General features: G+C 31.1%; 18 protein-coding genes, 7 tRNA genes and 1 other annotated feature. All 25 genes read right to left on the bottom strand.

Translation table 11 applies throughout. The features are described from left to right. Positions 1-789: 789 nt before the first annotated feature. Positions 790-2,169 carry a UDP-N-acetylmuramoyl-L-alanine--D-glutamate ligase gene (murD, locus tag B3Z56_RS15305; RefSeq protein ID WP_346848869.1) on the bottom strand — a complete coding sequence of 460 codons (1,380 nt, stop codon included), beginning with the start codon at positions 2,167-2,169 and terminating at the stop codon, positions 790-792. A 56-nt stretch (positions 2,170-2,225) separates the two neighbouring features. Then, a complete protein-coding gene (locus B3Z56_RS15300; RefSeq protein WP_346879129.1) occupies positions 2,226-2,348 on the bottom strand; it encodes a hypothetical protein in 123 nt (40 codons plus the stop codon). 378 nt (positions 2,349-2,726) lie between these two features. Continuing rightward, on the bottom strand, positions 2,727-4,118 hold the full coding sequence (locus B3Z56_RS15295; protein WP_346848868.1) for a glycine--tRNA ligase: 1,392 nt from the start codon (positions 4,116-4,118) through the stop codon (positions 2,727-2,729). Between the two features lie 79 nt (positions 4,119-4,197). Continuing rightward, positions 4,198-4,364 (bottom strand) — a binding site (T-box leader). Positions 4,365-4,495: 131 nt separating this feature from the next. Next, positions 4,496-4,570 (bottom strand) — tRNA-Asn (locus B3Z56_RS15290). 254 nt (positions 4,571-4,824) lie between these two features. Further along, on the bottom strand, positions 4,825-6,330 hold the full coding sequence (lysS, locus tag B3Z56_RS15285; RefSeq protein ID WP_414633087.1) for a lysine--tRNA ligase: 1,506 nt from the start codon (positions 6,328-6,330) through the stop codon (positions 4,825-4,827). Positions 6,331-6,396: 66 nt separating this feature from the next. Next, positions 6,397-6,876, bottom strand: coding sequence for a transcription elongation factor GreA (greA, locus tag B3Z56_RS15280; protein ID WP_346848858.1), 480 nt, complete (start codon positions 6,874-6,876; stop codon positions 6,397-6,399). Positions 6,877-7,009: 133 nt separating this feature from the next. Continuing rightward, positions 7,010-7,987: a tRNA dihydrouridine synthase DusB gene (dusB, locus tag B3Z56_RS15275; protein ID WP_346879127.1), complete on the bottom strand. Its 978-nt coding sequence runs from the start codon at positions 7,985-7,987 to the stop codon at positions 7,010-7,012. Between the two features lie 8 nt (positions 7,988-7,995). Next, positions 7,996-8,775: a type III pantothenate kinase gene (locus B3Z56_RS15270; protein ID WP_035130756.1), complete on the bottom strand. Its 780-nt coding sequence runs from the start codon at positions 8,773-8,775 to the stop codon at positions 7,996-7,998. 176 nt (positions 8,776-8,951) lie between these two features. Continuing rightward, positions 8,952-9,134, bottom strand: a complete 183-nt coding sequence (locus B3Z56_RS15265; protein WP_346848856.1) for a hypothetical protein — start codon at positions 9,132-9,134, stop codon at positions 8,952-8,954. A 6-nt stretch (positions 9,135-9,140) separates the two neighbouring features. Continuing rightward, entirely contained in the window at positions 9,141-9,311 is a 171-nt protein-coding gene (locus B3Z56_RS15260; protein ID WP_346879126.1) for a hypothetical protein, read from the bottom strand. A 105-nt stretch (positions 9,312-9,416) separates the two neighbouring features. Then, on the bottom strand, positions 9,417-10,556 hold the full coding sequence (locus B3Z56_RS15255) for a sodium ion-translocating decarboxylase subunit beta (protein ID WP_346879125.1): 1,140 nt from the start codon (positions 10,554-10,556) through the stop codon (positions 9,417-9,419). Positions 10,557-10,572: 16 nt separating this feature from the next. Next, positions 10,573-10,989 (bottom strand): biotin/lipoyl-containing protein, encoded by a 417-nt coding sequence (locus B3Z56_RS15250; protein WP_346879124.1) that lies wholly within the window; start codon positions 10,987-10,989, stop codon positions 10,573-10,575. Between the two features lie 25 nt (positions 10,990-11,014). Then, a complete protein-coding gene (locus tag B3Z56_RS15245; protein WP_346848853.1) occupies positions 11,015-11,389 on the bottom strand; it encodes an OadG family protein in 375 nt (124 codons plus the stop codon). 12 nt (positions 11,390-11,401) lie between these two features. Further along, complete coding sequence (locus B3Z56_RS15240; RefSeq protein ID WP_346848852.1) at positions 11,402-12,886, bottom strand: carboxyl transferase domain-containing protein; 1,485 nt, start codon at positions 12,884-12,886, stop codon at positions 11,402-11,404. Positions 12,887-13,190: 304 nt separating this feature from the next. Next, positions 13,191-14,861 (bottom strand): formate--tetrahydrofolate ligase, encoded by a 1,671-nt coding sequence (locus B3Z56_RS15235; protein ID WP_346848851.1) that lies wholly within the window; start codon positions 14,859-14,861, stop codon positions 13,191-13,193. Positions 14,862-15,051: 190 nt separating this feature from the next. Next, positions 15,052-17,067, bottom strand: coding sequence for an ATP-dependent zinc metalloprotease FtsH (gene ftsH / locus B3Z56_RS15230; RefSeq protein WP_346848850.1), 2,016 nt, complete (start codon positions 17,065-17,067; stop codon positions 15,052-15,054). Between the two features lie 154 nt (positions 17,068-17,221). Further along, positions 17,222-17,761: a hypoxanthine phosphoribosyltransferase gene (gene hpt, locus B3Z56_RS15225; protein ID WP_346848849.1), complete on the bottom strand. Its 540-nt coding sequence runs from the start codon at positions 17,759-17,761 to the stop codon at positions 17,222-17,224. Continuing rightward, positions 17,754-19,184, bottom strand: a complete 1,431-nt coding sequence (gene tilS, locus B3Z56_RS15220) for a tRNA lysidine(34) synthetase TilS (protein WP_346848848.1) — start codon at positions 19,182-19,184, stop codon at positions 17,754-17,756. The genes hpt and tilS overlap by 8 nt, the downstream gene beginning before the upstream one ends. A 165-nt stretch (positions 19,185-19,349) precedes the next feature. Continuing rightward, complete coding sequence (spoIIE, locus tag B3Z56_RS15215; RefSeq protein ID WP_346876361.1) at positions 19,350-21,752, bottom strand: stage II sporulation protein E; 2,403 nt, start codon at positions 21,750-21,752, stop codon at positions 19,350-19,352. A 423-nt stretch (positions 21,753-22,175) separates the two neighbouring features. Next, positions 22,176-22,251, bottom strand: a tRNA-Met gene (locus B3Z56_RS15210). A 5-nt stretch (positions 22,252-22,256) separates the two neighbouring features. After that, a tRNA-Leu gene (locus tag B3Z56_RS15205) sits at positions 22,257-22,345 on the bottom strand. A 33-nt stretch (positions 22,346-22,378) separates the two neighbouring features. Continuing rightward, positions 22,379-22,455 (bottom strand) — tRNA-Met (locus tag B3Z56_RS15200). Positions 22,456-22,458: 3 nt separating this feature from the next. After that, positions 22,459-22,534 (bottom strand) — tRNA-Met (locus B3Z56_RS15195). Between the two features lie 5 nt (positions 22,535-22,539). Next, a tRNA-Leu gene (locus B3Z56_RS15190) sits at positions 22,540-22,628 on the bottom strand. A 33-nt stretch (positions 22,629-22,661) separates the two neighbouring features. Beyond that, positions 22,662-22,738 (bottom strand) — tRNA-Met (locus tag B3Z56_RS15185). Positions 22,739-22,760 lie beyond the last annotated feature (22 nt).

The raw sequence follows: 22,760 nt of genomic DNA, 5'->3' as shown, positions 1-22,760 counted from the left end.
AACTATAGATTTCTCTATCGGAATTAACTGGATTTACCTTTTTCTCTGTGTAATTTTCAAAGACCATTTGGTTTTCATCAATCTGCTGACTGACTACTTTTTAAATTTTATCACCATCATTTTGTTATGTCAATAACTTTTTAAACTTTTTTAAAACTTTTTTTCTTTAAATCCATCTTTAAAGTTATCTAGATTTGAACTTTGAAGTTCGCATCACTTAGTGACGAGATTTATAATATCATAGGGTTGGCTTTCACTTCTTAACCTATGTGATTATATATATAAATTATCCTTTATTTTCTCTAAATTTCTTATTTTTTCTCTAATTTACATGCATTGATACACTTGGTTAAGTTTTTTAATTTATTTATGATATGGCCTATTTTACTAATTAATTATATGTTTTTCATCAGTAAAATCTTATAAACCACTCCGAGTATATAGATTTAGAATAAATAGTTACCTATATAAATTGAAAACTAGTTATATATATAACTAGTTAAATAGTTGTTCTATCCATGCGGGTTTCAAGGAAATTTCCTATTTGTATAACCAGATTACAATAGATATTAAAATGTGAAGTACAATAGTGTGTCATTATTACTTATAACTAACCTAACAAGCTAATATAATCTTCTTATAGTAAGCTTTACAAATCAATTGACATTATGATTTAAAAAGTAAATTCCTAGAAAACAGTAAATCAAAACTGCGTTCTAGGAATATATCTTTCTATTATTAGGTTAATATAAAGTATTATAGATATATATTTTTTTTAATAATGTTCTATTACTTTAAATTCTTAACCACTTCTTTAAACCTATTTCCTCTAATCTCAAAGTTTTCAAACATATCAAAACTTGTGCATGCCGGAGCTAATGCAACTATGTCTCCACTTACTGATATTTCTACTGCTTTATTTACAGCTTCTTCTAACGTATCAACCATATGAATATCAACATGGATACCTTTTTCATTTTTTAATTTGTCAAAAACTTTTTTAATTTGTTCCTTAGCTTCCCCAAGCAGGATCAATGATTTTATATATGGATATCCTTCATATGCTAATGGATCAAAAGGAACTTTTTTATCACGTCCTCCAGCAATTAATACTACCGGTTTTTCAAAAGCTTTTATACCTGCTAATGTTCTAGTAGGACTTGACGCTATAGAATTATTATAATATTCTACATCTCTATAGCTTCTTACAAATTCATTTCTATGTTCTACACCTTTAAAAGTAATTGCGACTTCTCTCATATACTTTACATCCACATCATCCACTATCAGAGCGAAGGCTGCCAATAAATTTTCTATATTATACATACCTTTAAGCAATACTTCACTTTTATTACATACCTTTTTACCTCTAGCAAAAAGAACTCCATCTTTATAATACGCTCCATTTTCTATAACACTATTCCTACTAAAAGTATAAAGACGCCCATTTTCTTCCCCTTTAATATTTCTTGTAACATCATTATCTTCATTTAACACCAACAGGTTATCTTTATTTTGATATTTAAATATATTCTTTTTGGAATCTATATATTCTTGTAAATCTATATGCATATCTAAATGATTAGGTGATAAATTTGTAATTAAAGCTACTTCTGGAGATGTATCCATAGTCATAAGTTGAAAACTTGATAACTCAAGAACAACCTTATCATCTGGTGATATTTCTTCTATTTTTGTGAATAATGGGGTACCTATATTCCCTCCAACCCAAGTTTTGAAACCAGCCGCACTTAAAATACTATATACTAAAGATGTAGTTGTTGTTTTTCCGTCGCTTCCTGTTATACCGTATATTTTAGCAGGACAATATCTTAAAAACTCCTCCATCTCGGATGTTATATATGCACCTTCATTTTTGGCTATAGTTAATTCTTTACTATCAATTCTCATAGATGGGGTTTTAAAGATAACATCAAAACCATGCAAATTAGATAGATATCCTTCTCCCAATTCAAATTTAACTCCTTTGCATTGATACTTGTCTACAACTTCTTTAAGTTTTTCTATATTCTTTTTATCAAATGCAGTTACTTTAGCTCCTAAACCAACAAGGAAATCTATAAGTGGTATATTGCTTACCCCTATTCCTACTACTGCTACATTTTTATCCTTAATAAACTTCTTAAACTCACTAAAATTTCTTTTCATTCTTATTCCTCCAGTACCGCCATATATTAGCTTACTTCTATACTATAATTATATCACTACATCAGACTTAAAAAAACTCTATGAAAAATACTTATTCTATTTATTGCAAAAGTTCCCCTATTTTCTTTATTTTCGCCTATTTTCCCCTTCAATTCACTAACTTTCCAATGTTTTTTCAATTTAATTTATTATTTTTTTAAAAAAGCTATTGCTATGAGTTTTTTAATATGATATAATCTGTCTGTGCCGTAAGTAAAGGTGTTAAAACTTTTCCCCAAAGGTTTAACATTGCACATAACATATCCCCATGATTAAACCCTATTTTTTACCGGATGCAAATCCGGTTATTTTTTTATCCATTTATATAAATCTCCATTAATAAACCTTTAAATACAATATTCATTTAAATTTTAGACTACAATACATTTTTTAAACACCCTTAATTTATCATACCAATATATTTTTACTTTACATATTCAACTTGCTATATTCTTTACTATAAAATAACTCCAAGCAAATTAATGCCTAGAGCTATTTTAAATCTATATAGACTTCTATTAAAATTCCATTTTTTCTTCTATATAAGACACTAGATTACTTATTGGCATTCTTACTTGTTCCATAGTATCTCTATCCCTTACTGTAACACTCTCATCTTCTATAGTATCAAAGTCAATAGTAATACAGAATGGTGTTCCTATTTCATCTTCTCTTCTATATCTCTTTCCTATACTTCCAGCCTCATCATAATCCACATTAAACTTTTTAGATAATATTCCATATACATCAAGAGCCTTTTCACTTAATTTCTTACTAAGTGGAAGTACCGCAGCCTTAAATGGTGCTAATGCTGGATGAAGATGCATCACTGTTCTAACATCTCCACCTTCTAGTTCTTCTTCATCATAAGCTTCACACAAGAATGCTAATGCAACTCTATCAGCTCCTAATGATGGTTCTATACAGTATGGTACATATTTCTCATTAGTAGTTGGATCTAGATAAGATAGCTCTTCTCCTGAATGTTCCATGTGTCTTTTTAAGTCATAGTCTGTTCTATCAGCTATTCCCCAAAGTTCACCCCATCCAAATGGGAATAAAAACTCTATGTCACAAGTAGCATTACTGTAGAATGATAGTTCTTCTTTTTCATGATCTCTAAACCTTAGATTTTCCTTACCCATTCCTAAGTTAAATAAGAAATTCTTACAATATTCCTTCCAATATTCAAACCACTCTAAGTCAGTTCCTGGCTTACAGAAAAATTCAAGTTCCATTTGCTCAAACTCCCTTGTTCTAAAGGTAAAGTTACCTGGAGTAATTTCATTCCTGAAAGATTTACCTATTTGAGCTATTCCAAAAGGTACTTTCTTTCTTGATGTTCTTTGAGCATTTTTAAAGTTTACAAAAATACCTTGAGCTGTTTCTGGTCTTAAATATATTTCATTTTTACTGTCTTCAGTTATGCCTTGGAAAGTTTTAAACATAAGATTAAACTTTCTTATATCTGTATAATTCATTTTCCCACACTTTGGACAAACCACATTATGTTTTTCAATATATTCTTTATACTCTTCATTAGTCCATCCATCAGCTACAGCTACTTCTGCGCCTTCTGAAACCATATGATCTTCAACTAACTTATCAGCTCTAAATCTAGCCTTACATTCTTTGCAATCCATTAATGGATCAGAGAATCCACCTACATGACCTGTTGCTACCCAAACTTCTGGATTCATCAATATTGCACAATCCAAACCTATATTGTAAGGATTTTCTTGAACAAACTTTTTCCACCATGCTTTTTTAACGTTATTTTTAAATTCCACACCTAAAGGACCATAATCCCATGAATTCGCAAGTCCTCCATAAATTTCAGACCCAGAAAATATAAATCCTCTATTTTTACATAAAGCTACCATTTTATCCATAGTTAATTGTTTTGCCATGTTCATTACCTCCATCAATGTTTTTATTATTAATTGCAATTTACAAATTAATATTTGTAAATAAAAAAACTTTAACCAATTAAGGGACGAAATTAATCCGCGGTTCCACCCTTATTAGCTAAAGCTCATCTTTAAAATTTATCACTAACTCAAAAGCTCCCTTCATAATATTGATTTAATGATTTACACCCGCCATCATCTCTCTTTAAAATCTTTATTACTACTTTTCTTTATCATCGTTATTATTCAGTTTTTAATATTATTATCCTCACATCATATTATAATTCAAAATAAAATTAAAATATTATTTTGTTATATTGTTTACTATAACAAAATAAGCCGACTTAAAAGCCCGCCGTAAGTTATCTTATAAAAAATGGCTCCGCGAAGAGGATTCGAACCTCCAACCTATCGGTTAACAGCCGAGTGCTCCACCGTTGAGCTATCGCGGAATATTTAATTCATATCTAGATTATAGCATATTTAATGTAAATTTCAACACTATTTTATAAAATTTAAAAAATAATTTCTTTTGCTTACATTATATGAATACTTTAATATTTTATCCAAAAATCTTTTTAATATGCAATAATTATTTAATATCTCTTTAATTATATTATATATTAAATTAGCACCTTAACATTTTACCCAAAAATTATTTTAATATGTAATAATTTTTGGGTAAAATTAATTTTAAAATTATATATTATTGTAGAGGTTTCATTGTTGGGAATAGTATAACATCCCTGATGGATACTGAATCAGTTAAGAACATTACTATTCTATCTATACCAATTCCAAGTCCACCTGTTGGAGGCATTCCTACCTCAAGAGCACTCATGAATTCCTCATCAATTAGATAAGCCTCATCATCTCCAAGTTCTCTTTCTTTTGCTTGTTGTTCAAATCTTTGTCTTTGAACTATAGGATCATTTAGTTCTGAATAAGCATTACAAACTTCTCTACCATAAACAAATCCTTCAAATCTCTCAGTAAATGCTTCATTTCCACGTTTTTTCTTAGTTAATGGTGATATTTCTACTGGATAATCACAAAGGAATGTTGGTTGAATTAAATGTTCTTCGGCATATTCTTCAAATAAACCATTTAATATATCTGCCTTTGTACAATCTTTTAATTCCTTTATAAATTCTAAATGTTTTTCTTTTGCAATTTGTCTAGCTTCTTCATCTGTCTTAATTTCATTGAAGTCTACACCTGCATATTCCTTTACAGCATCAATCATAGTAATTCTTCTCCATGGTGGTGTAAAGTCTATTTCAGTTCCTTGATAATTTATTTTAGTGCTACCATGAACCTTCTCACAAGCATATGCAACTAATTCTTCTGTTATTTTCATCATATCGTTATAATCAGCATAAGCTTCATATAATTCTATCATTGTAAATTCCGGATTGTGTCTTATACTCATTCCTTCATTTCTGAAGTTTTTACCCATATCATATACTTTTTCAAGTCCACCAACTATACATCTTTTTAAGTATAACTCGGTAGCAATTCTTAAATACATATCTATATCTAAGGTATTATGATGAGTTACGAATGGTCTTGCAGCTGCTCCTCCAGCTATAGGAGATAAAATAGGAGTCTCCACTTCTAAGTATCCTCTATTATCTAAGAATTCTCTTACAGCTTTTATAATTTTTATTCTATTAATAAAAGTATCCCTTACATCTTTATTCATTACTAGGTCTACTTCTCTTTGTCTATATTTTAAATCTGGATTTTTAAGTCCATGCCATTTTTCTGGAAGTGGTTTTAATGATTTAGAAATTAAAGTTACTTTGCTAGCTTTAACAGAAGTTTCTCCTGTCTTTGTTACAAATGGTATACCCGTAACTTCTAAAAAATCACCTATATCAAAAGTTTTTGCATCTTTAAACTGTTCTTCTCCAACCCTATCAAGTCTTATATATACTTGCATTTTACCAGATCTATCATGAATATCGCAGAATCCAGCTTTTCCTTGAATTCTTTTAGACATAAGTCTTCCTGCAATTGTAACTTCTGTTTCTTGAAGTTCTTCATAGCTATCCTTTATTTCTTGAGCCTCATGAGTTCTTTCAACCTTATATACGTCAAAAGGGTCTTTTCCTTGGGCTTGAAGATCAGCTAGTTTTTGTCTTCTTATCATTACTTGTTCATTATATTCAGCTTCTTGAGCTTGTAATTGTTCATTATCTACTACAATTTCTTGTGAATTATCATTGTTAACTTCTGTAGCCATAGACCATTCCTCCTAGTTTTTCATTTATGATTATCTATTAATTTCCAATACTTTATACTTGTTAATTCCATCTGGAGTTGATACTTCTATAATGTCTCCTGTTCTTTTCCCCATAAGCGCATTTCCAACAGGGGACTCATCTGAAATTTTATTTTCATAAGGATCTACTTCAGCAGAGCCAACAAGATAAAATTCTATTTCTTCATCAAATTCATAATCAAACACTTTTACACTTGTTCCTATACTAACCATATCTTTAGGAATTTCACTTTCATCTACCACAGATGCATTTCTTAGCATATTTTCAAGTTGAATAATTCTTCCTTCAACAAATGCTTGCTCATTCTTTGCTTCGTCATACTCTGAATTTTCACTTAAATCTCCATATCCTAAAGCAACCTTTATCTTTTCTGTTATTTCCTTTCTCTTAACTGTTTTTAAGTACTCTAGCTCATCTTCAAGCTTCTTTATTCCTTCGTAAGTCATCACGTATTTTTTAGCTTCGCTCATTTTTCTCTCCCCTTCAATCTTACTAAATAATTCTATATCATTATAAATACTCAATTGTATCATATATAGTCTCTATAATCTTTGATTAATTATAAAACAGCTGCAATCCCTTGTCAATGAAGGTATATTTATATTAAAAATACCACTTTTCATAATTTAATTTATATTTTTCTAATAAATCATACATTTCATCATAGGATATAGCAGAGTTGATTTTATCTTTAATTTCGGTACAATTCCTTAATCCCTTAATATACCATGCTATATGTTTTCTCATTTCTCTTACAGCCTTATTTTCATCAAAGAACTTTACGGCTCTATTCAAATGAGTCATGCACATATCTATTCTTTCTACATCAGTAGGCCTCACTATATCATTTCCATCAATTCCTTGTTTTATCTCTTTAAATATCCAAGGATTTCCCATAGCACCTCTCGCTACCATTATACCATCACAATTAGTTTGTTTCCTCATATTTATAGCATCTTCTGCCTCGAAAATATCACCATTTCCAATGACAGGTATAGAAACAGCTTCCTTTACTTGCTTTATTATATCCCAATCCGCCTTACCTTCATACATTTGCTCTCTAGTTCTTCCATGCACCGTTATAGCATCTACTCCTGCATCTTCTAAATATTTAGCAAACTCCACAGCATTTATGTTATTTGAATCAAAACCCTTTCTAAACTTTACTGTAATAGGCTTATTTGTAGACTTCTTCATTTCTTTAACAATTTCGCCAGCAAGCTTAGGATTTTTCATCAAAGCAGAACCTTCTCCATTTTTAACTATCTTTGGTACTGGACATCCCATGTTTACATCTATAATAGCAACTCCATCCATACCTTGAATAGACTCACAAGCAAATGACATTATCTTTGGCTCACTTCCAAATATCTGTAATGCAACCGGCTTTTCTTCATCACTTATTCTCATAAGGGTTCCGGTATTTTTACTATTATAATATAACCCTTTTGCACTAACCATTTCTGTATAAACTAGTCCACATCCCATTTCTTTACATATACCTCTATATGCTATATCAGTAACTCCTGCCATAGGAGCTAGAAATACAGGATTTTCGAAGCTTATATTTGAAATTTTCATTCTATCACCTATTCTCTGTTCTTCTCGTATATAATTCTAAGTCCTTCTAAAGTTAAGAATGGTTCAACTTTATCTATAGATTTTGATCCCTCAGCTATAAGATTAGCAAGACCTCCTGTAGCTATTACCATAGGATTTTCCTCACCTAATGCTATCATTTCCTCTTTAATTTTACTTACGATAAAATCAACTTGACCTATATAACCATATACAATACCTGCTTGCATACTAGCTACTGTATTTTTGCAAATAACTGTTTCTGGTTTTATAAGCTCTACTCTTGGAAGTTTAGCAGCTCTTTGGAATAAAGCATCTGAGGATATTTTTATACCTGGCGATATAGTTCCGCCTATATAATCTCCATTAGCAGCTACTGCACAAAAAGTAGTCGCAGTACCAAAATCTATAATAACTAATGGTTTTTTATACATTTCATGAGCTGCTACTGCATTAACTATTCTATCTGCTCCTACTTCTTTAGGATTATCATATTTTATATTTATTCCAGTTTTTATTCCCGGCCCTACTACTAGAGGTTTTTTGTTAAAAAACTTTCTAACCATATGTTCTAGGGAATACATTATATTGGGAACTACTGATGAAATAATAACTCCTGATATATCACTAACCTCTAGCTTGTTGTAAGCAAAAAGCTGTGCTACTTCTATCATATATTCATCAGAAGTTTTTCTATTATCTGTAGATAATCTCCACTCAACTATTAATTCCTCATTCTTATAAATACCTAATACTATATTAGTATTTCCTACGTCTAATACGAATATCATAATCATGTCACCTCTATATAATTAAAAGCAGCTTTTAAGCTGCTTTTTAAATGTTCCTAATTATTATAACACATTTAACACTTTAACTATATAATTTAATTAACTTTTTTAAGTTAATACTACTTAATGTGTTAATGAATTTTATGTAATACCACTCTAGACTACTCTATTATGTTTTATATTAGATTATTACTATTTATTATATCCAACTCATCTTTAAAAATCTCATATAATTCTTCTTTTAATGTTCCATCATCAGAATTATTCAAAATATTAAGATATAACTTTTTTAAATTTTCCTCTTTCTTGTTTATATAATTTCTTCTAATATTTTTTTCCTTATCCTCACCATTGAACATTGGCCCCTACCTCCCTATAATATTTTTTAAAGTCTTTACATGATTATTATGTCTTACAATAGAGTCCTGTGCCTTGTTGTCAATTTCTTGAACAGTTATGTTTGTCAGATAACTTTTATAACTTTTAATAATCTCATTTTCTTTTTCAATTAGAGATTGAATCATTATATCCTTCATAATAATCGCCTCCTTTTTTTTATTATTATCAAATAAAAAAGGGTATATACCTTTATTTTAAAAGTACATACCTTTTTTATAAACTATTTACAATTTAACTTAATATTAAGATCCGAATAAGGTTAATAATACACCCGCTGCAACTGCACTTCCTATAACTCCAGATACATTTGCTCCCATAGCATTCATAAGTAAGAAGTTAGTAGGATCTTCCTTTTGACCTACAACTTGAGAAACTCTAGCTGCCATAGGTACTGCTGACACTCCAGCAGATCCAATTAATGGGTTTATCTTACCTTTAGTTAATTTACACATGATTTTACCTACAAGTACTCCTCCTGCTGTAGCTACAGCAAAGGAAGCCACTCCAATTATAACTATTCCTATGGTTTTAGGATTTATAAAGGCCTCTGCTGTTGCAGTTGCTCCAACAGAAAGTCCAAGAAATATAGTAACTATATTTACTAGGGCATTTTGTGCAGTATCTGAAAGTCTTCCAACTACTCCAGACTCCTTAAATAAGTTGCCAAGCATTAACATTCCTATTAATGGCAATAAGGATGGTAATAATAAAGTTACCATTATAGTTACAACTATAGGAAATACAATCTTTTCTATTTGCTTAACTTGTCTAAGTTGTCCCATTTTTATTCTACGCTCTTCTTTAGTTGTAAGAGCCTTCATTATTGGTGGTTGTATAAGTGGCACTAGTGCCATATATGAATATGCTGCCACTGCAATAGGTCCTAGTAAATGTCCTGCTAGCTTATTAGTTAAGAATATAGCTGTAGGACCATCTGCTCCTCCTATAATTCCTATAGATGCAGCTTCTTGTGGTGTAAATCCAAAAAGAATAGCTACTCCAAAAGCAAAGAAAATACCAAATTGTGCCCCCGCTCCCATAAGTACACTAGATGGATTAGCAAGTAATGGGCCAAAATCCGTCATTGCTCCTACCCCTAAGAATATAAGCGGAGGGAATATTTCCCACTTAACTCCTCTTGATAAATAATATAACAATCCTCCTACTTCCTTACCTACTGGCTCAGCCATGATATTACCTAATGGTATGTTAGTAAGTAACATACCAAAGGCTATAGGTAATAACAAAAGAGGTTCAAATTTTTTACCAATTGCTAACCATATGAAAACTAAAGATACTCCTATCATCACTGCTTGCTGCCATGTTAAGGCCGCAAACCCAGAAGAGGCAAACAAATCCTTAATTACTTCAAAAACATTCATTTAAGTTGACCTCCTATTATCCAATAACAGCTAATATATCTCCAGTATTAACTGCGGCTCCTTGTGTTACATTTATCTCTACTACAATTCCATCTGCTGGAGCCATTATTTCATTCTCCATCTTCATAGCTTCAAGTACAAAGAGAACCTCTCCTTGTTTAACTGTTGCCCCTTTAGTTGCAAGTACCTTAACTATTGTTCCCGGCATTGGTGCTTCTACCTTTGCACCATCTGCTGTTGATGCAACTGGTGATGCAGCTGGAGCTTGTGCTGGAGTTGATGATGCCACTGGAGCTACTGGTTGTGTTGGTTGTACCGGTTTTGCTGATGCTATTGGTTCTACTGCTGCTACTGGTGTAGCAAATTCACCCTTTACCTCTTCTACTTCTACTTGATATAAACTTCCATTAACTGTAACATTATACTTTTTCATACGAAATATCCTCCTAACAATGCTTCTATTTAATAGAAGCACTTCTCCAACTTGAATTATTATTAATCCTTTTTATACTCTTTATATTTAGTTCATCTAGTGGTTTACCAGTATGAGCAGATAGTGATGCCATTATAGCTGCTACTAACTCATATTCTTTATTAATATCTACTGCTTGCACAGTGTTATCAACTTCACTTACCGTAATTGATTCTTCTTTAGGCTCATCATTAGTATTGGATTTCTTTTTATAATCTCTTCCTAATAAAAAGCTCTGTAACTTAATTATTAGCATAAGTGCTATTAATACTCCAAACACTATTATCATAGCAATGGCAGATACACCTAATGCAAAGGATAAATTATCTAGAGTGAAGTTTCTGAATAATGTTTCTTTCATATCTTATTCCTCCTAAACTAGTGTACTACCATGTGTTTTAGGATATTTTAATTCTCTTTTACTTTGTAACATATCTAGCATAGCAAATATCCTTTGCTTGCTTTCGCTTGGTTTTATTACATCATCTATAATTCCCATTTTAGCTAAATTATATGGAGTTGTTACTTCATCATAATATTTAGCAATTACATCTTTTTCCCCTTGTTTATGATCCTCTGAGTTAAATATCTCATCTCTGTGTAATCCTTTTATATATTCTTCTGGATTTGTTAAACATACCTTTGCTGTTGGCCAAGCCATTGTAACATCAAAAGCTGATTCTCTTGAAGCCAATACTTCATACCCAAGGCCATATGCTTCCCCAATAACTAAAGAAACCTTTGGAACTGAAGCATCAATTAACGAATACATAAGCTTTCCTATATTTTTAGCAAGTCCATTATTTTCTTCTTCTAAAGAAACTGATGCTCCTTTGGTATCTACTAAACTTAAAATTGATATGTTGAAACTGTCACATAATTTTACAAAACTTGCAACTTTATTTGCTCCTAAATTATCAATTTCTTTATTGCTAGAGTTTAATATAACTCCAACTGTCAAACCGTTGATTTTTCCCAGTACAGTTCTAAAGTTTGCAGCAAATCCTCCATATATCTCTATAATACTATCTACATCAGTTATAGTATTTAATATTTCATCTAAGGAATAACTGTCCTTTTCAACCATTTCATCAAGATTTAGCTTACTTAAATTTAAATTTAAATCTTCATTACTAACAGTAGGTAATTCTAAATTATTTGATGGCATATAAGAAATTATATTTCTCACAACTTGGAATGCTTCTTCTTCAGTAGCAGTATTTATGTGCGCATTACTATTTTTATTAGCACTTACTCCATTGCTCACCATTGATTTATCCACATATTTACCTTCTTTTTCAGTAAGCTTCCCTAAAGAAGATACACTTAAATCGCTTATTTCATCTACAGCAACCACTATATCACTCATTGTACCAATTAATGATGTTATCCCATTACAAGGACCACAAATAATTGATATTCTTGGAACTACACCACTTAACTTAGCATACTTATTTAAAACTAATCCATAGGAACCAAGTAATTCTATTCCTTCATTTAATTTTCCACCTATGGAATCAATAACTTGAACTACAGGAGCACCTATTTTAGCAGCATTATCAAGAATATTTATTATTTTTCTTCCCATAGCTTTTGTAAAAGTTCCACCTTCAACTGTATAGTCACAACTATATATAAATACTAGTCTACCATTTACAGTTCCGTGACCAGTAATTACACCGGCTCCATTGTCTAAAACAAGAGCACCAATTTCTACAAATGTTCCTTCATCTAATAATGCAAGAACTCTTTCTCTCGCTGTAAGTTTATTTAGGTTGTGTTGCATTTGCAATTGACTATCTCCACCACCTAAATGTGATGTCTCTTTAAGCGAATTAAACACTTCAAGTTTATTCATTTTACTGCCTCCTGACATATTAACTTTACCGTATATAATAATAACACATTTAACACCATTTGTATATATTCATTGCAAGTTTTAATTCATTTTTCTGTGAATTTCTTATTTAAAAATTTCTACAATTTAGATAATCTTAGTTATAGTATTCTGTTTAAATAAATTTTAATTCCTCTCTATTAAAATTTATAAAAAAAACTAATCCTATTAAAATCATAGGATTAGTAAATAAATTTTAATTTTTAATTATATCTGATTAATTATTAAACTAATTAATATATAATCTAATTTAAATTTAAAGAATTTAGAATAGACCTTCTATAGTTCCATCTTCATGAATATCTATTTTATTTGCAGCAGGAACCTTTGGAAGCCCCGGCATAGTCATTATAGTTCCTGTTAAAGCAACTATAAAACCTGCTCCATTTGATAATTTAACTTCTTTTACAGATATATTAAATCCTGTTGGTCTTCCTAATAAAGCAGGATTGTCTGAAAGAGAATTTTGAGTTTTAGCTACACAGATAGGTACTTTATGAAGTCCTAATTTTTCGATTTCACTAATCTGTTTTTTAGCCGATGCTGTAAACTCAACATCATCTGCTCCATAGATTTCCCTTGCAATAACTTTTATTTTTTCTTTAATGTCGAGTTCTTCATTATATAATACTTGGAATTTACTTTCTTTATTTTTAATAGTTGAAACAACTTTATTAGCTAAGTCTTTTCCACCTTCTGCTCCTTTTTCCCAAACTTCGGTCAAAGATACTTCTACACCCTTAGCTTTACAGAACTCTTCTATGAACTTAACTTCTTCATCACTATCTGATATGAATTTGTTTATAGCCACAACTACTGGAACATTAAATTTTTGTATGTTTTCTATTTGTTTCTCTAAATTCACAACACCTCTAGATAATGCTTCTACATTTGGAATATTTAATTCATCTTTTTTAACTCCACCATGATGTTTTAATGCACGAATTGTTGCAACTATAACTACGCAGTTTGGTTTTAATCCTCCATACCTACATTTAATATCAAAGAATTTCTCTGCTCCTAAATCTGCGCCAAATCCTGCTTCAGTAATAGCATAATCTCCTAGCTTTAACGCCATTTTAGTTGCAAGTATACTGTTACAACCATGAGCAATATTTGCAAACGGCCCTCCATGAATTATTGCTGGCGTATTATCTAATGTTTGTACTAGATTAGGTTTTATAGCATCTTTCATTAGCATAGCCATTGCACCTTGAACTTTTAAATCTTTACAATATATTGGATTTCCATCAAGGTCATATGCCACAAGTATTTTCCCAAATTTCTCCTTAAGATCCATAAGATTGTTAGATAAACATAGTATTGCCATAATTTCAGATGCAACAGTAATTGTGAATCCATCTTCTCTTAAAAATCCATTAGGTTTACCACCCATACCAACTACTATATCTCTAAGAGCTCTATCATTCATATCTAAAACTCTTTTAAATATAATTCTTCTTGAATCTATTCGAAGTTCATTTCCTTGATGAATATGATTATCTATAGCTGCTGATAACAAATTGTTTGTTGTTGTAATAGCATGCATATCTCCTGTGAAATGAAGATTTATATCTTCCATTGGTACTACTTGAGCGTATCCGCCACCAGCAGCACCTCCCTTAACTCCGAAAACTGGCCCTAATGAAGGTTCTCTTAATGCTATAACAGCATTTTGGCCTAAACTGCAAAGTGCTTGACCAAGTCCTATAGTTACTGTAGATTTTCCTTCTCCTGCTGGAGTTGGATTAATTGCTGTAACTAATATAAGTTTCCCATCACCCTTATCTTTTCTATTTGCAAGAACATCTAGGGATATCTTTGCTTTATACTTTCCATAAAGATCTAAATCATTTTCAGTTAAACCTAATGTTTTTCCTACCTCTAAAATTGGTATCATCTTTGAACTTTGAGCAATTTCAATATCAGTTTTCATAAATTAACCTCCCAAGTATTATATTTATTTGTTTTATTTTTTTCAAAATTCAGAAATAAATTAAGCTATGATAACTATAAATATAGTTGTCTCAATAGTTTCTTCAATACGCTTCTATTTTCAAGTTCATTATAACATAATTACTTTTATAAAAAAAGCACAGCAATAGCTGTGCTTTTAAAACAATGTATTAACTTTCTTTATATGTGTTACTCTCATTATTTGAAATTTCTTCTATCTGATTTTCATCTGTTGACACTTCATCATTAAGAGCTTCTACATTCCAATCCTTAAACTTATCATTAGAACTAATACTATTTTCTTCTACAGGAATATCATTTTCCTCTTTCGGAGAATCTACCACTACTTTTTCCGCATCAAATTCTGCAAGAGTTTTTCCTTCCATTATTGCATTAAATTCTTCCGCAGTAAGCTTTTCTCTTTCAAGTAGAGCTTTTGCAACATCATGAAGTTTATCTATATTCTCTTTAAGAATAGTTTCTGTTCTCTCATAAGCCTCATCAATTAAAGCTTTAATTTCTCTATCTATCTTAGATGCAACCTCTTCAGAGAAATCTCTTGTTCTTCCAAAGTCTCTTCCCATGAATACTTCACCATCATCTTTTCCAAAAGATATAGGTCCTAGAGCATCTGTCATACCATATTCCATAACCATCTTCTTAGCTATTGATGTAGTTCTATCTATATCATTTTTAGCTCCTGTACTTATGTCTCCAAGAATTAACGCTTCAGCAACTCTTCCACCTAAAAGACCAACCATATCATCTCTAAGCTTAGACTTAGATGTATATGCAGTATCTTCATTAGGTAGATGTAAAGTATATCCTCCTGCCATACCTCTTGGAATAATACTAATTTCATGTACAGCATAAGAATTAGGTAAGTATTTAGATACTACTGCGTGACCCGCTTCATGATATGCAGTTAAATTCTTATCTTTCTCACTAATAACTCTAGACTTCTTTTCTGGTCCAGCCATTACTCTAGTTATAGACTCTTCTAACTCTTCCATAGTAATAACTTTTCTTCTAGCTCTAACAGTTAATAAAGCAGCTTCATTCATTAGATTTTCAAGGTCTGCCCCAGTAAATCCTGGTGTTCGCTTTGCAAGTATTTTTAATTCTACATCTTCATTCAAAGGTTTATTCTTAGAGTGAACTTTTAATATTTCTTCTCTTCCTTTAACATCAGGCACACCAACAACTATCTGTCTATCAAATCTACCTGGTCTTAAAAGAGCTGGGTCTAAAATATCTGGTCTATTTGTAGCAGCTACCATTATTATGCCTTCATTTACACCAAATCCATCCATTTCAACAAGAAGTTGGTTTAATGTTTGCTCTCTTTCATCATGGCCTCCACCCATACCAGCACCTCTTTGTCTACCTACAGCATCAATTTCATCTATAAAAATTATACAAGGAGAGTTCTTTTTCGCTTGTTCAAATAAATCTCTAACTCTTGAAGCTCCAACTCCCACAAACATTTCAACGAAATCTGACCCTGATATACTGAAAAACGGAACTCCAGCTTCTCCAGCTACTGCTTTTGCTAAAAGAGTTTTTCCTGTTCCCGGAGGACCAACTAATAGTACTCCTTTTGGAATTCTAGCTCCTACTTCCATATATCTCTTAGGATTTTTAAGAAAATCTACTATTTCTTCGAGCTCTTGCTTTTCTTCATCAGCTCCAGCTACATTTTTAAAGGTAACCTTTTTATCACCTTCTAAAGGTACAGCCATCTTAGCTTTACTTTTACCAAAGCTCATAACCCCACGGCCGCCTCCGCCACCGCTTCCATTAGATTGATTCATAAACATTACCCAAAATAGCACTACCATTCCTATCACAAGAAGCGTAGGTAAAATTCTCATCCAAACTGGAACTGTAGCAGGTGGATCATATTTTTCATTCATATTAGGGTTTGGATTTTCTTTAAGTATTTGAGAATACCTGGATTGTAAAATATTTACACTGAATTCAGTACCATCACTTAATTTACCCCTTACTGATGTACCATCAGATGATGTTTGTATGGCTGATACTTGTTTTTGTTGCATATATTTTTCAAATTCTGTTACACTTATTTCTTTTAAAGTTCCTGTACTATCGAATAATGATAGTGCAGAAAATATAACTAGTATTAATACTAAAAACCAAATTGTTGCACTAGAAATTTTTTTCATTTAAAGCCCCCCTCTCTCTACGGTTCAATATCACTAAAAATTCTATCATATGAGTTTTTCCTTTACAACATCAATAATATTAATTATTAATGAACTACTATTCTATTCTATTTTAAAAATAAATAAGATTATATCTATATAGTATAAAACTTTACTACTTCATATATACGTGTTCATCTAATATTCCTATATAAGGAAGATTCCTATAAATTTCAGCATAGTCAAGACCATATCCTACTAAGAAATAATCCGGAACATCAAAACCAAGATACTTAACATCTAGTTCTTCCTTTCTTCTTTCAGGTTTATTAAGTAAACAAGCTATTTCAAGACTCCTTGGATTTCTAGCACCTAAGTATTTCATAAGATATTTAAGAGTTACTCCACTATCTATAATATCTTCTACTATCAACACATCCTTGCCTTTTATTTCAAAATCTAAATCCTTTATTATTTTTACTATTCCTGAAGATTGTGTAGCGTCTCCATAGCTAGATACAGCCATAAAATCCATCTTACATGGTATAGTTATGTTTTTCATTAAATCAGACATAAACATTACTGAACCCTTTAGAATACCAAGTACAATTAAATCTCTCCCTGCATATTCCTTTGATATTTCAGCCCCTATTTCTTTAATTTTTTCTGTCAAAACCTCTTCAGTTAATAAAACTTCTTTAATGTCCTTATTCATGTTTTTCCTGCCTTTCCACACTTACTTCTATAATTTTTTTTATTCCTTCATGGATTTTAAATTTATCACTTATTTTATATCCTATTATCCATGAAATATCTTCATCAAAACAAAGCAGAGGCACAAAATCTCTTTCTTCTCTTGGAATCTTTAAGTCTATAAATATGTCCTTTAACTTCTTACTACCTTTCAGCCCAAGAGGAGAAAATCTATCCCCATTTCTTCTAAATCTTAATGTTATATGTTTTATATTAGTACCATTAAAATATTTTATGTTATCATTAGATTTAAAATTCATTTTTTTGTCACTATCTATATATCTTATATATACTTTAAGTCCTAGCTCTTCAATATAATTATTACCCATATTAAGATTTATAATAGTATCTATATCAACTTTACATTGTTTTTTTTGCCTTGTTATTTCAATATTGCCGTATACATTCTTGATTAATATTTCTTTTGGAACAATTGTAAACTTTCCTGTACCAGATTTTTGTAAGTTTATAATATTATCGATATGTATGCTTTGAATATTATTTATATCCCCTTTGACTTCTAATAGAGCTTTTCTTATCACTCTACTTACTAAAGATGGATGAAGATAAAATACATCTTTATATATTATAACCTTATCTTCTCCTATATCACAATATTTTTGAAAAACTTTGATTGCATTTTCTTGAATATAATCCTCATCACGTTTGATAAGTTCACACATTCTATTTAAGGTTGTAATTATATCCGCATTAAAGTTTTGTTGTATATAAGGTATCAACTCTAATCGGATCTTGTTTCTTGAATATATAGGCTCATAATTTGTTTGATCTATTCTAGCCGGAAGATTGTTTTCTTTACAGTAACCCTCGATTTCTTGTCTGCTCACATTTATTATCGGTCTTATATATACTTTATCTCTTACAGGTTTAATTCCTATAAGCCCTTCTATTCCAGTTCCTCTCATTAACCTCATAAGTACTGTTTCTGCTTGATCATTAACATTATGAGCTAATGCAACTTTATTTGCATTAAGCTTTTTTAGAAGCTCTTCAAAAAATTCATATCTAGCATCCCTACCAGCCATCTCTGTGGAGATGTTGTTTTCACAAGCTATTAAATTTATATCTACAGACTTGCTAAAGAATTCAATTTGATTTTCTTTGCAAAACCTTCTACAAGTAGCTTCATCCTCATCTGATTCACTACCTCTTAACATATGATTCACGTGAGCTGCATATAGTTTTATATTATAATCATTCATTAATGTAGACAAAACATGCAATAAACTTATAGAGTCAGGACCTCCAGATAATGCAACTATAACTTTGTCTCCTTTATTTAACATTCCATTTTCTTCAATAGTTTTGATAACTTGATTTCTCATACTATTATTATGTACTTTCGGCCACTCTTTATCTCCCATAAAAACACTTCCTAAAAATATAGTTTTAAGTCATAATATCATAAATGTAAGAATTTTAAAACAAATATAATAAAAAAATGAAGAAATGTTTACACACCTCTTCACTTTTTTATTATAACCATTATAAATTAGCTATAATTAACTTTCCAATTTACTTAATCCAAATTAAGCTGTGTGAACTCTAGAAACCATAACTGTCATATCATCCTTAACCTTATTTTTTCCTATTCTCTTCGCTTCATTAATTATACCCTTAGATAGTTCCTCTGGACTCACATTATCATTTCTACATAAATAATCCAATATCCAATCTATCTTTCCACTAGATTCTTCATCACAGTCTGTAACTCCATCTGTTAACATAACAATCAAATCACCATTTTTTACTTTCTTACTATGAATTTCTATATCTGCTTCATCTAGTATTCCAATAGGTAAACTTCTAGATTTAATAATATCTATGGTATCACCACTCTTTACAATACTAGCTACTGCTCCCACCTTCATAAAATCTACTTCTCCACTATACAAGTCAATTGCACTTAAGTCTACTGTAGAGAATTTTTCATCCTCTGAAAATTTAAGGCTCATTATAGAATTAACTGTATTTATAGCTGTAGTTCTGCTAAAGCCCGCACTTGTAAATTTCTCAATTAATTCAACTACAGCCTTACTTTCTCTTCCTGCCTGTGGACCTGAGCCCATTCCATCACTAATAACCATCATGTAACTACCATCATATCCTTCTCCAAAGTTAAAATTATCTCCAAAGATAGTTTGTCCATCTTTGCATGCCCTAGATACGCTAGTAGTTACTCCAAACTTAGGTACTTCTTCAAACATAGCTGTACACTTATTAGTAATAGGATTAATCTTACAACCGTCGGCTTTTAATTTCATTTTATAATCTACACAGTCATTAATTAAAGGTAGTATTTTTTTTATACATAAATTTCTTCCATTGCAAGAATTACAGGTTATCTGTATATTCAATCTTTCATTCTTGTCTTTTATTGCAAATACATCATCAGCTTCTATATCGTACTTTTCAAGAATTCTCATAATCTTTTTTTCTGAATCTTTATCTTCATTAAAGTCTGCTGAAAACTCTTCCATAATCTCATCTACAGACTTAGCCATGTTATTGAATTGATTTGCAATTAGCTCTCTGCCCTCCGCTAATCTACTTCTCCACATTTCACTTATAATAAATTTATTTATTATATCTTCTGTATTTCTTATTAGCGAAGCCTTCCTTATACATTTCTTTTCTAATAACTGTGGAAAAATGTTAGTTTTATTCTGAGCACTTTCTAAAAGTTCTCCAAAAGCCTTATAGGTATTTATCATTTCTCTTCCCCAACATATTCCACATGTATCACAGCTATTACATACTCTATTAGCTAAATTCTCTATAAGCCCACTACTTTTAGTACTCATATCTAACTTATCATTATCAGCTAAATTATTCAACGTACCAGCCATATTTAGAAGCACTTCAGAAAATTTATCTAACCTATCTGTGAAAATTCCTTTTACTTTATTAGCATATCCTTCTTCGTATCTTTTGCTTTTTTTCTCTACATCTAACTCCCCAGATATAGTTTCATATATACAATTAGGTATAACTATAAATAACGCTGTAGATAAAATCCCTTCTGCCAATATAAATTGTGAAATTCCTTCAGGTATATAAGTAGCTATATAAATCTTCATTATGCAAAATACGATAAATGATGCTAAAGACGAAATCAACTTTCCACCTTCTCTAAATATCCCTGAAGTCAAGGCGCATACTCCCAATACTGTTGCATAACCAAAAATATTCTGACTAGACATTCCCACAATTACACCCATCGCAATTCCTGCTGTAGCACCTATGCTTGTACCACAAACATAACCTATAATAGATACAACGGCAATGCTTAATACACTTAAAATTGATATATTGAAAACTTTAATACCCCAAGTACCTGCAATTATTAAAGCTATTAATATACTCATAGAAACTATTTCTTCATTTGAAAATAAATGCTTTGTTCTTATGTTTTTAAAACTATTAATACTATACTCCAGTATTAAGTAAACAGGTATTATGCTTACTCCTTCTAATGCAGTATTTCCAAGTGCCAACAGTAGTGTATACTGATTCACTAACATAGTATATGCAAAAATCATTATTAAAGTTGCTCCTATAATAACAAACTTTTTAATATTCCTTTTTATAAAACTATTTAAAATTAAACATATTATAACCAAAGTTGGAACTATAGTTATATACATTAAGGAATTCTCTACTACACCTATTGTAGTTATGTAGCCCAATATAGATCCCAGTCCAACAAATAAAGATAATTTGTTATCCTCTAAGAATAGTATTGTAAGTAAAAATGCAATCCCAAAAGGTGCAGATTTGTTTATCATTATTACTCTACTAACTAATATAGCAACACAGAAAAACACAATACTCTTCGCTACTATTTTTGCTCCGTCACCATCCCTATCATTACTAATAACCATACTGCTCTTTACTCTTTTATACGTCCTAATATTTTCTCCATATTGCATAATAATTTCACCCACCTGTATTTTTTTTACAGGTTAATTATATCAATACCCATTGGAAATAAATGTAATTTAATGGAGGCTCGCATAAGGAAATTTATTACAATAAACTCCATTTTACCTCTGTTTTCATTTTTAGTTTATGGTTCTAAATTATTAAGTTATTCCGCTCATAGTATGACTTTAGTAAATTTATACCTCTTAATTTTCTTATCTTCGTATATTATATTTTTATGTCATGAATAATAATTATAAAAGGTTTCATGGGGAAAATATTTTTCATATAAATATAATTAATTAATATACTTATATTTATATTCATTTTTGAAATCTATTTATAAATTCAATTCATTAAACTTTATTATAAATTAAATAATCTTATTTAAAAGAAAAAAGTGGATTGAATATATATTCAATCCACTTTTATGGTTGCGGGGGCAGGACTTGAACCTACGACCTTCGGGTTATGAGCCCGACGAGCTGCCAACTGCTCCACCCCGCGTCATTTGGTGCTGAAGACCGGAATCGAACCGGTACGGTGTTTAACCACCGCAGGATTTTAAGTCCTGTGCGTCTGCCAGTTCCGCCACTCCAGCATATTACTTGGCAATTTATTTATTTTAAAAATATGGTAGCGGAAATAGGACTTGAACCTACGACCCTTCGGGTATGAACCGAATGCTCTAGCCAGCTGAGCTATTCCGCCATATGGTTGCGGGGGCAGGACTTGAACCTACGACCTTCGGGTTATGAGCCCGACGAGCTGCCAACTGCTCCACCCCGCGTTATTTGGTGCTGAAGACCGGAATCGAACCGGTACGGTGTTTAACCACCGCAGGATTTTAAGTCCTGTGCGTCTGCCAGTTCCGCCACTCCAGCATATTACTTGGCAATTTACTTATTTAAAAAATATGGTAGCGGAAATAGGACTTGAACCTACGACCCTTCGGGTATGAACCGAATGCTCTAGCCAGCTGAGCTATTCCGCCACATGGTTGCGGGGGCAGGACT

This window comes from Clostridium sp. UBA7791 (genome assembly GCF_002480755.1).
Lineage (GTDB): Bacteria > Bacillota > Clostridia > Clostridiales > Clostridiaceae > Clostridium_J > Clostridium_J sulfidigenes.
The sequence above is the reverse complement of the archived record's forward strand: the minus strand, read 5'-3'. Positions and strand labels throughout refer to the sequence as shown.

What these genes read in the sequence shown, in the direction of transcription:
- B3Z56_RS15295 (WP_346848868.1), bottom strand. Translation starts at nt 4,118, where the DNA reads ATGGCAAAACAATTAACTATGGATAAAATGGTAGCTTTATGTAAAAAT.
- tilS (WP_346848848.1), bottom strand. Translation starts at nt 19,184, where the DNA reads ATGGGAGATAAAGAGTGGCCGAAAGTACATAATAATAGTATGAGAAAT.
- murD (WP_346848869.1), bottom strand. Translation starts at nt 2,169, where the DNA reads ATGAAAAGAAATTTTAGTGAGTTTAAGAAGTTTATTAAGGATAAAAAT.
- B3Z56_RS15250 (WP_346879124.1), bottom strand. Translation starts at nt 10,989, where the DNA reads ATGAAAAAGTATAATGTTACAGTTAATGGAAGTTTATATCAAGTAGAA.
- B3Z56_RS15240 (WP_346848852.1), bottom strand. Translation starts at nt 12,886, where the DNA reads ATGAATAAACTTGAAGTGTTTAATTCGCTTAAAGAGACATCACATTTA.
- B3Z56_RS15245 (WP_346848853.1), bottom strand. Translation starts at nt 11,389, where the DNA reads ATGAAAGAAACATTATTCAGAAACTTCACTCTAGATAATTTATCCTTT.
- B3Z56_RS15270 (WP_035130756.1), bottom strand. Translation starts at nt 8,775, where the DNA reads ATGATATTCGTATTAGACGTAGGAAATACTAATATAGTATTAGGTATT.
- B3Z56_RS15255 (WP_346879125.1), bottom strand. Translation starts at nt 10,556, where the DNA reads ATGAATGTTTTTGAAGTAATTAAGGATTTGTTTGCCTCTTCTGGGTTT.
- greA (WP_346848858.1), bottom strand. Translation starts at nt 6,876, where the DNA reads ATGAGCGAAGCTAAAAAATACGTGATGACTTACGAAGGAATAAAGAAG.
- ftsH (WP_346848850.1), bottom strand. Translation starts at nt 17,067, where the DNA reads ATGAAAAAAATTTCTAGTGCAACAATTTGGTTTTTAGTATTAATACTA.
- spoIIE (WP_346876361.1), bottom strand. Translation starts at nt 21,752, where the DNA reads ATGCAATATGGAGAAAATATTAGGACGTATAAAAGAGTAAAGAGCAGT.
- hpt (WP_346848849.1), bottom strand. Translation starts at nt 17,761, where the DNA reads ATGAATAAGGACATTAAAGAAGTTTTATTAACTGAAGAGGTTTTGACA.
- B3Z56_RS15235 (WP_346848851.1), bottom strand. Translation starts at nt 14,861, where the DNA reads ATGAAAACTGATATTGAAATTGCTCAAAGTTCAAAGATGATACCAATT.
- dusB (WP_346879127.1), bottom strand. Translation starts at nt 7,987, where the DNA reads ATGAAAATTTCAAATATAAGCTTCGAAAATCCTGTATTTCTAGCTCCT.
- B3Z56_RS15265 (WP_346848856.1), bottom strand. Translation starts at nt 9,134, where the DNA reads ATGTTCAATGGTGAGGATAAGGAAAAAAATATTAGAAGAAATTATATA.
- B3Z56_RS15260 (WP_346879126.1), bottom strand. Translation starts at nt 9,311, where the DNA reads ATGAAGGATATAATGATTCAATCTCTAATTGAAAAAGAAAATGAGATT.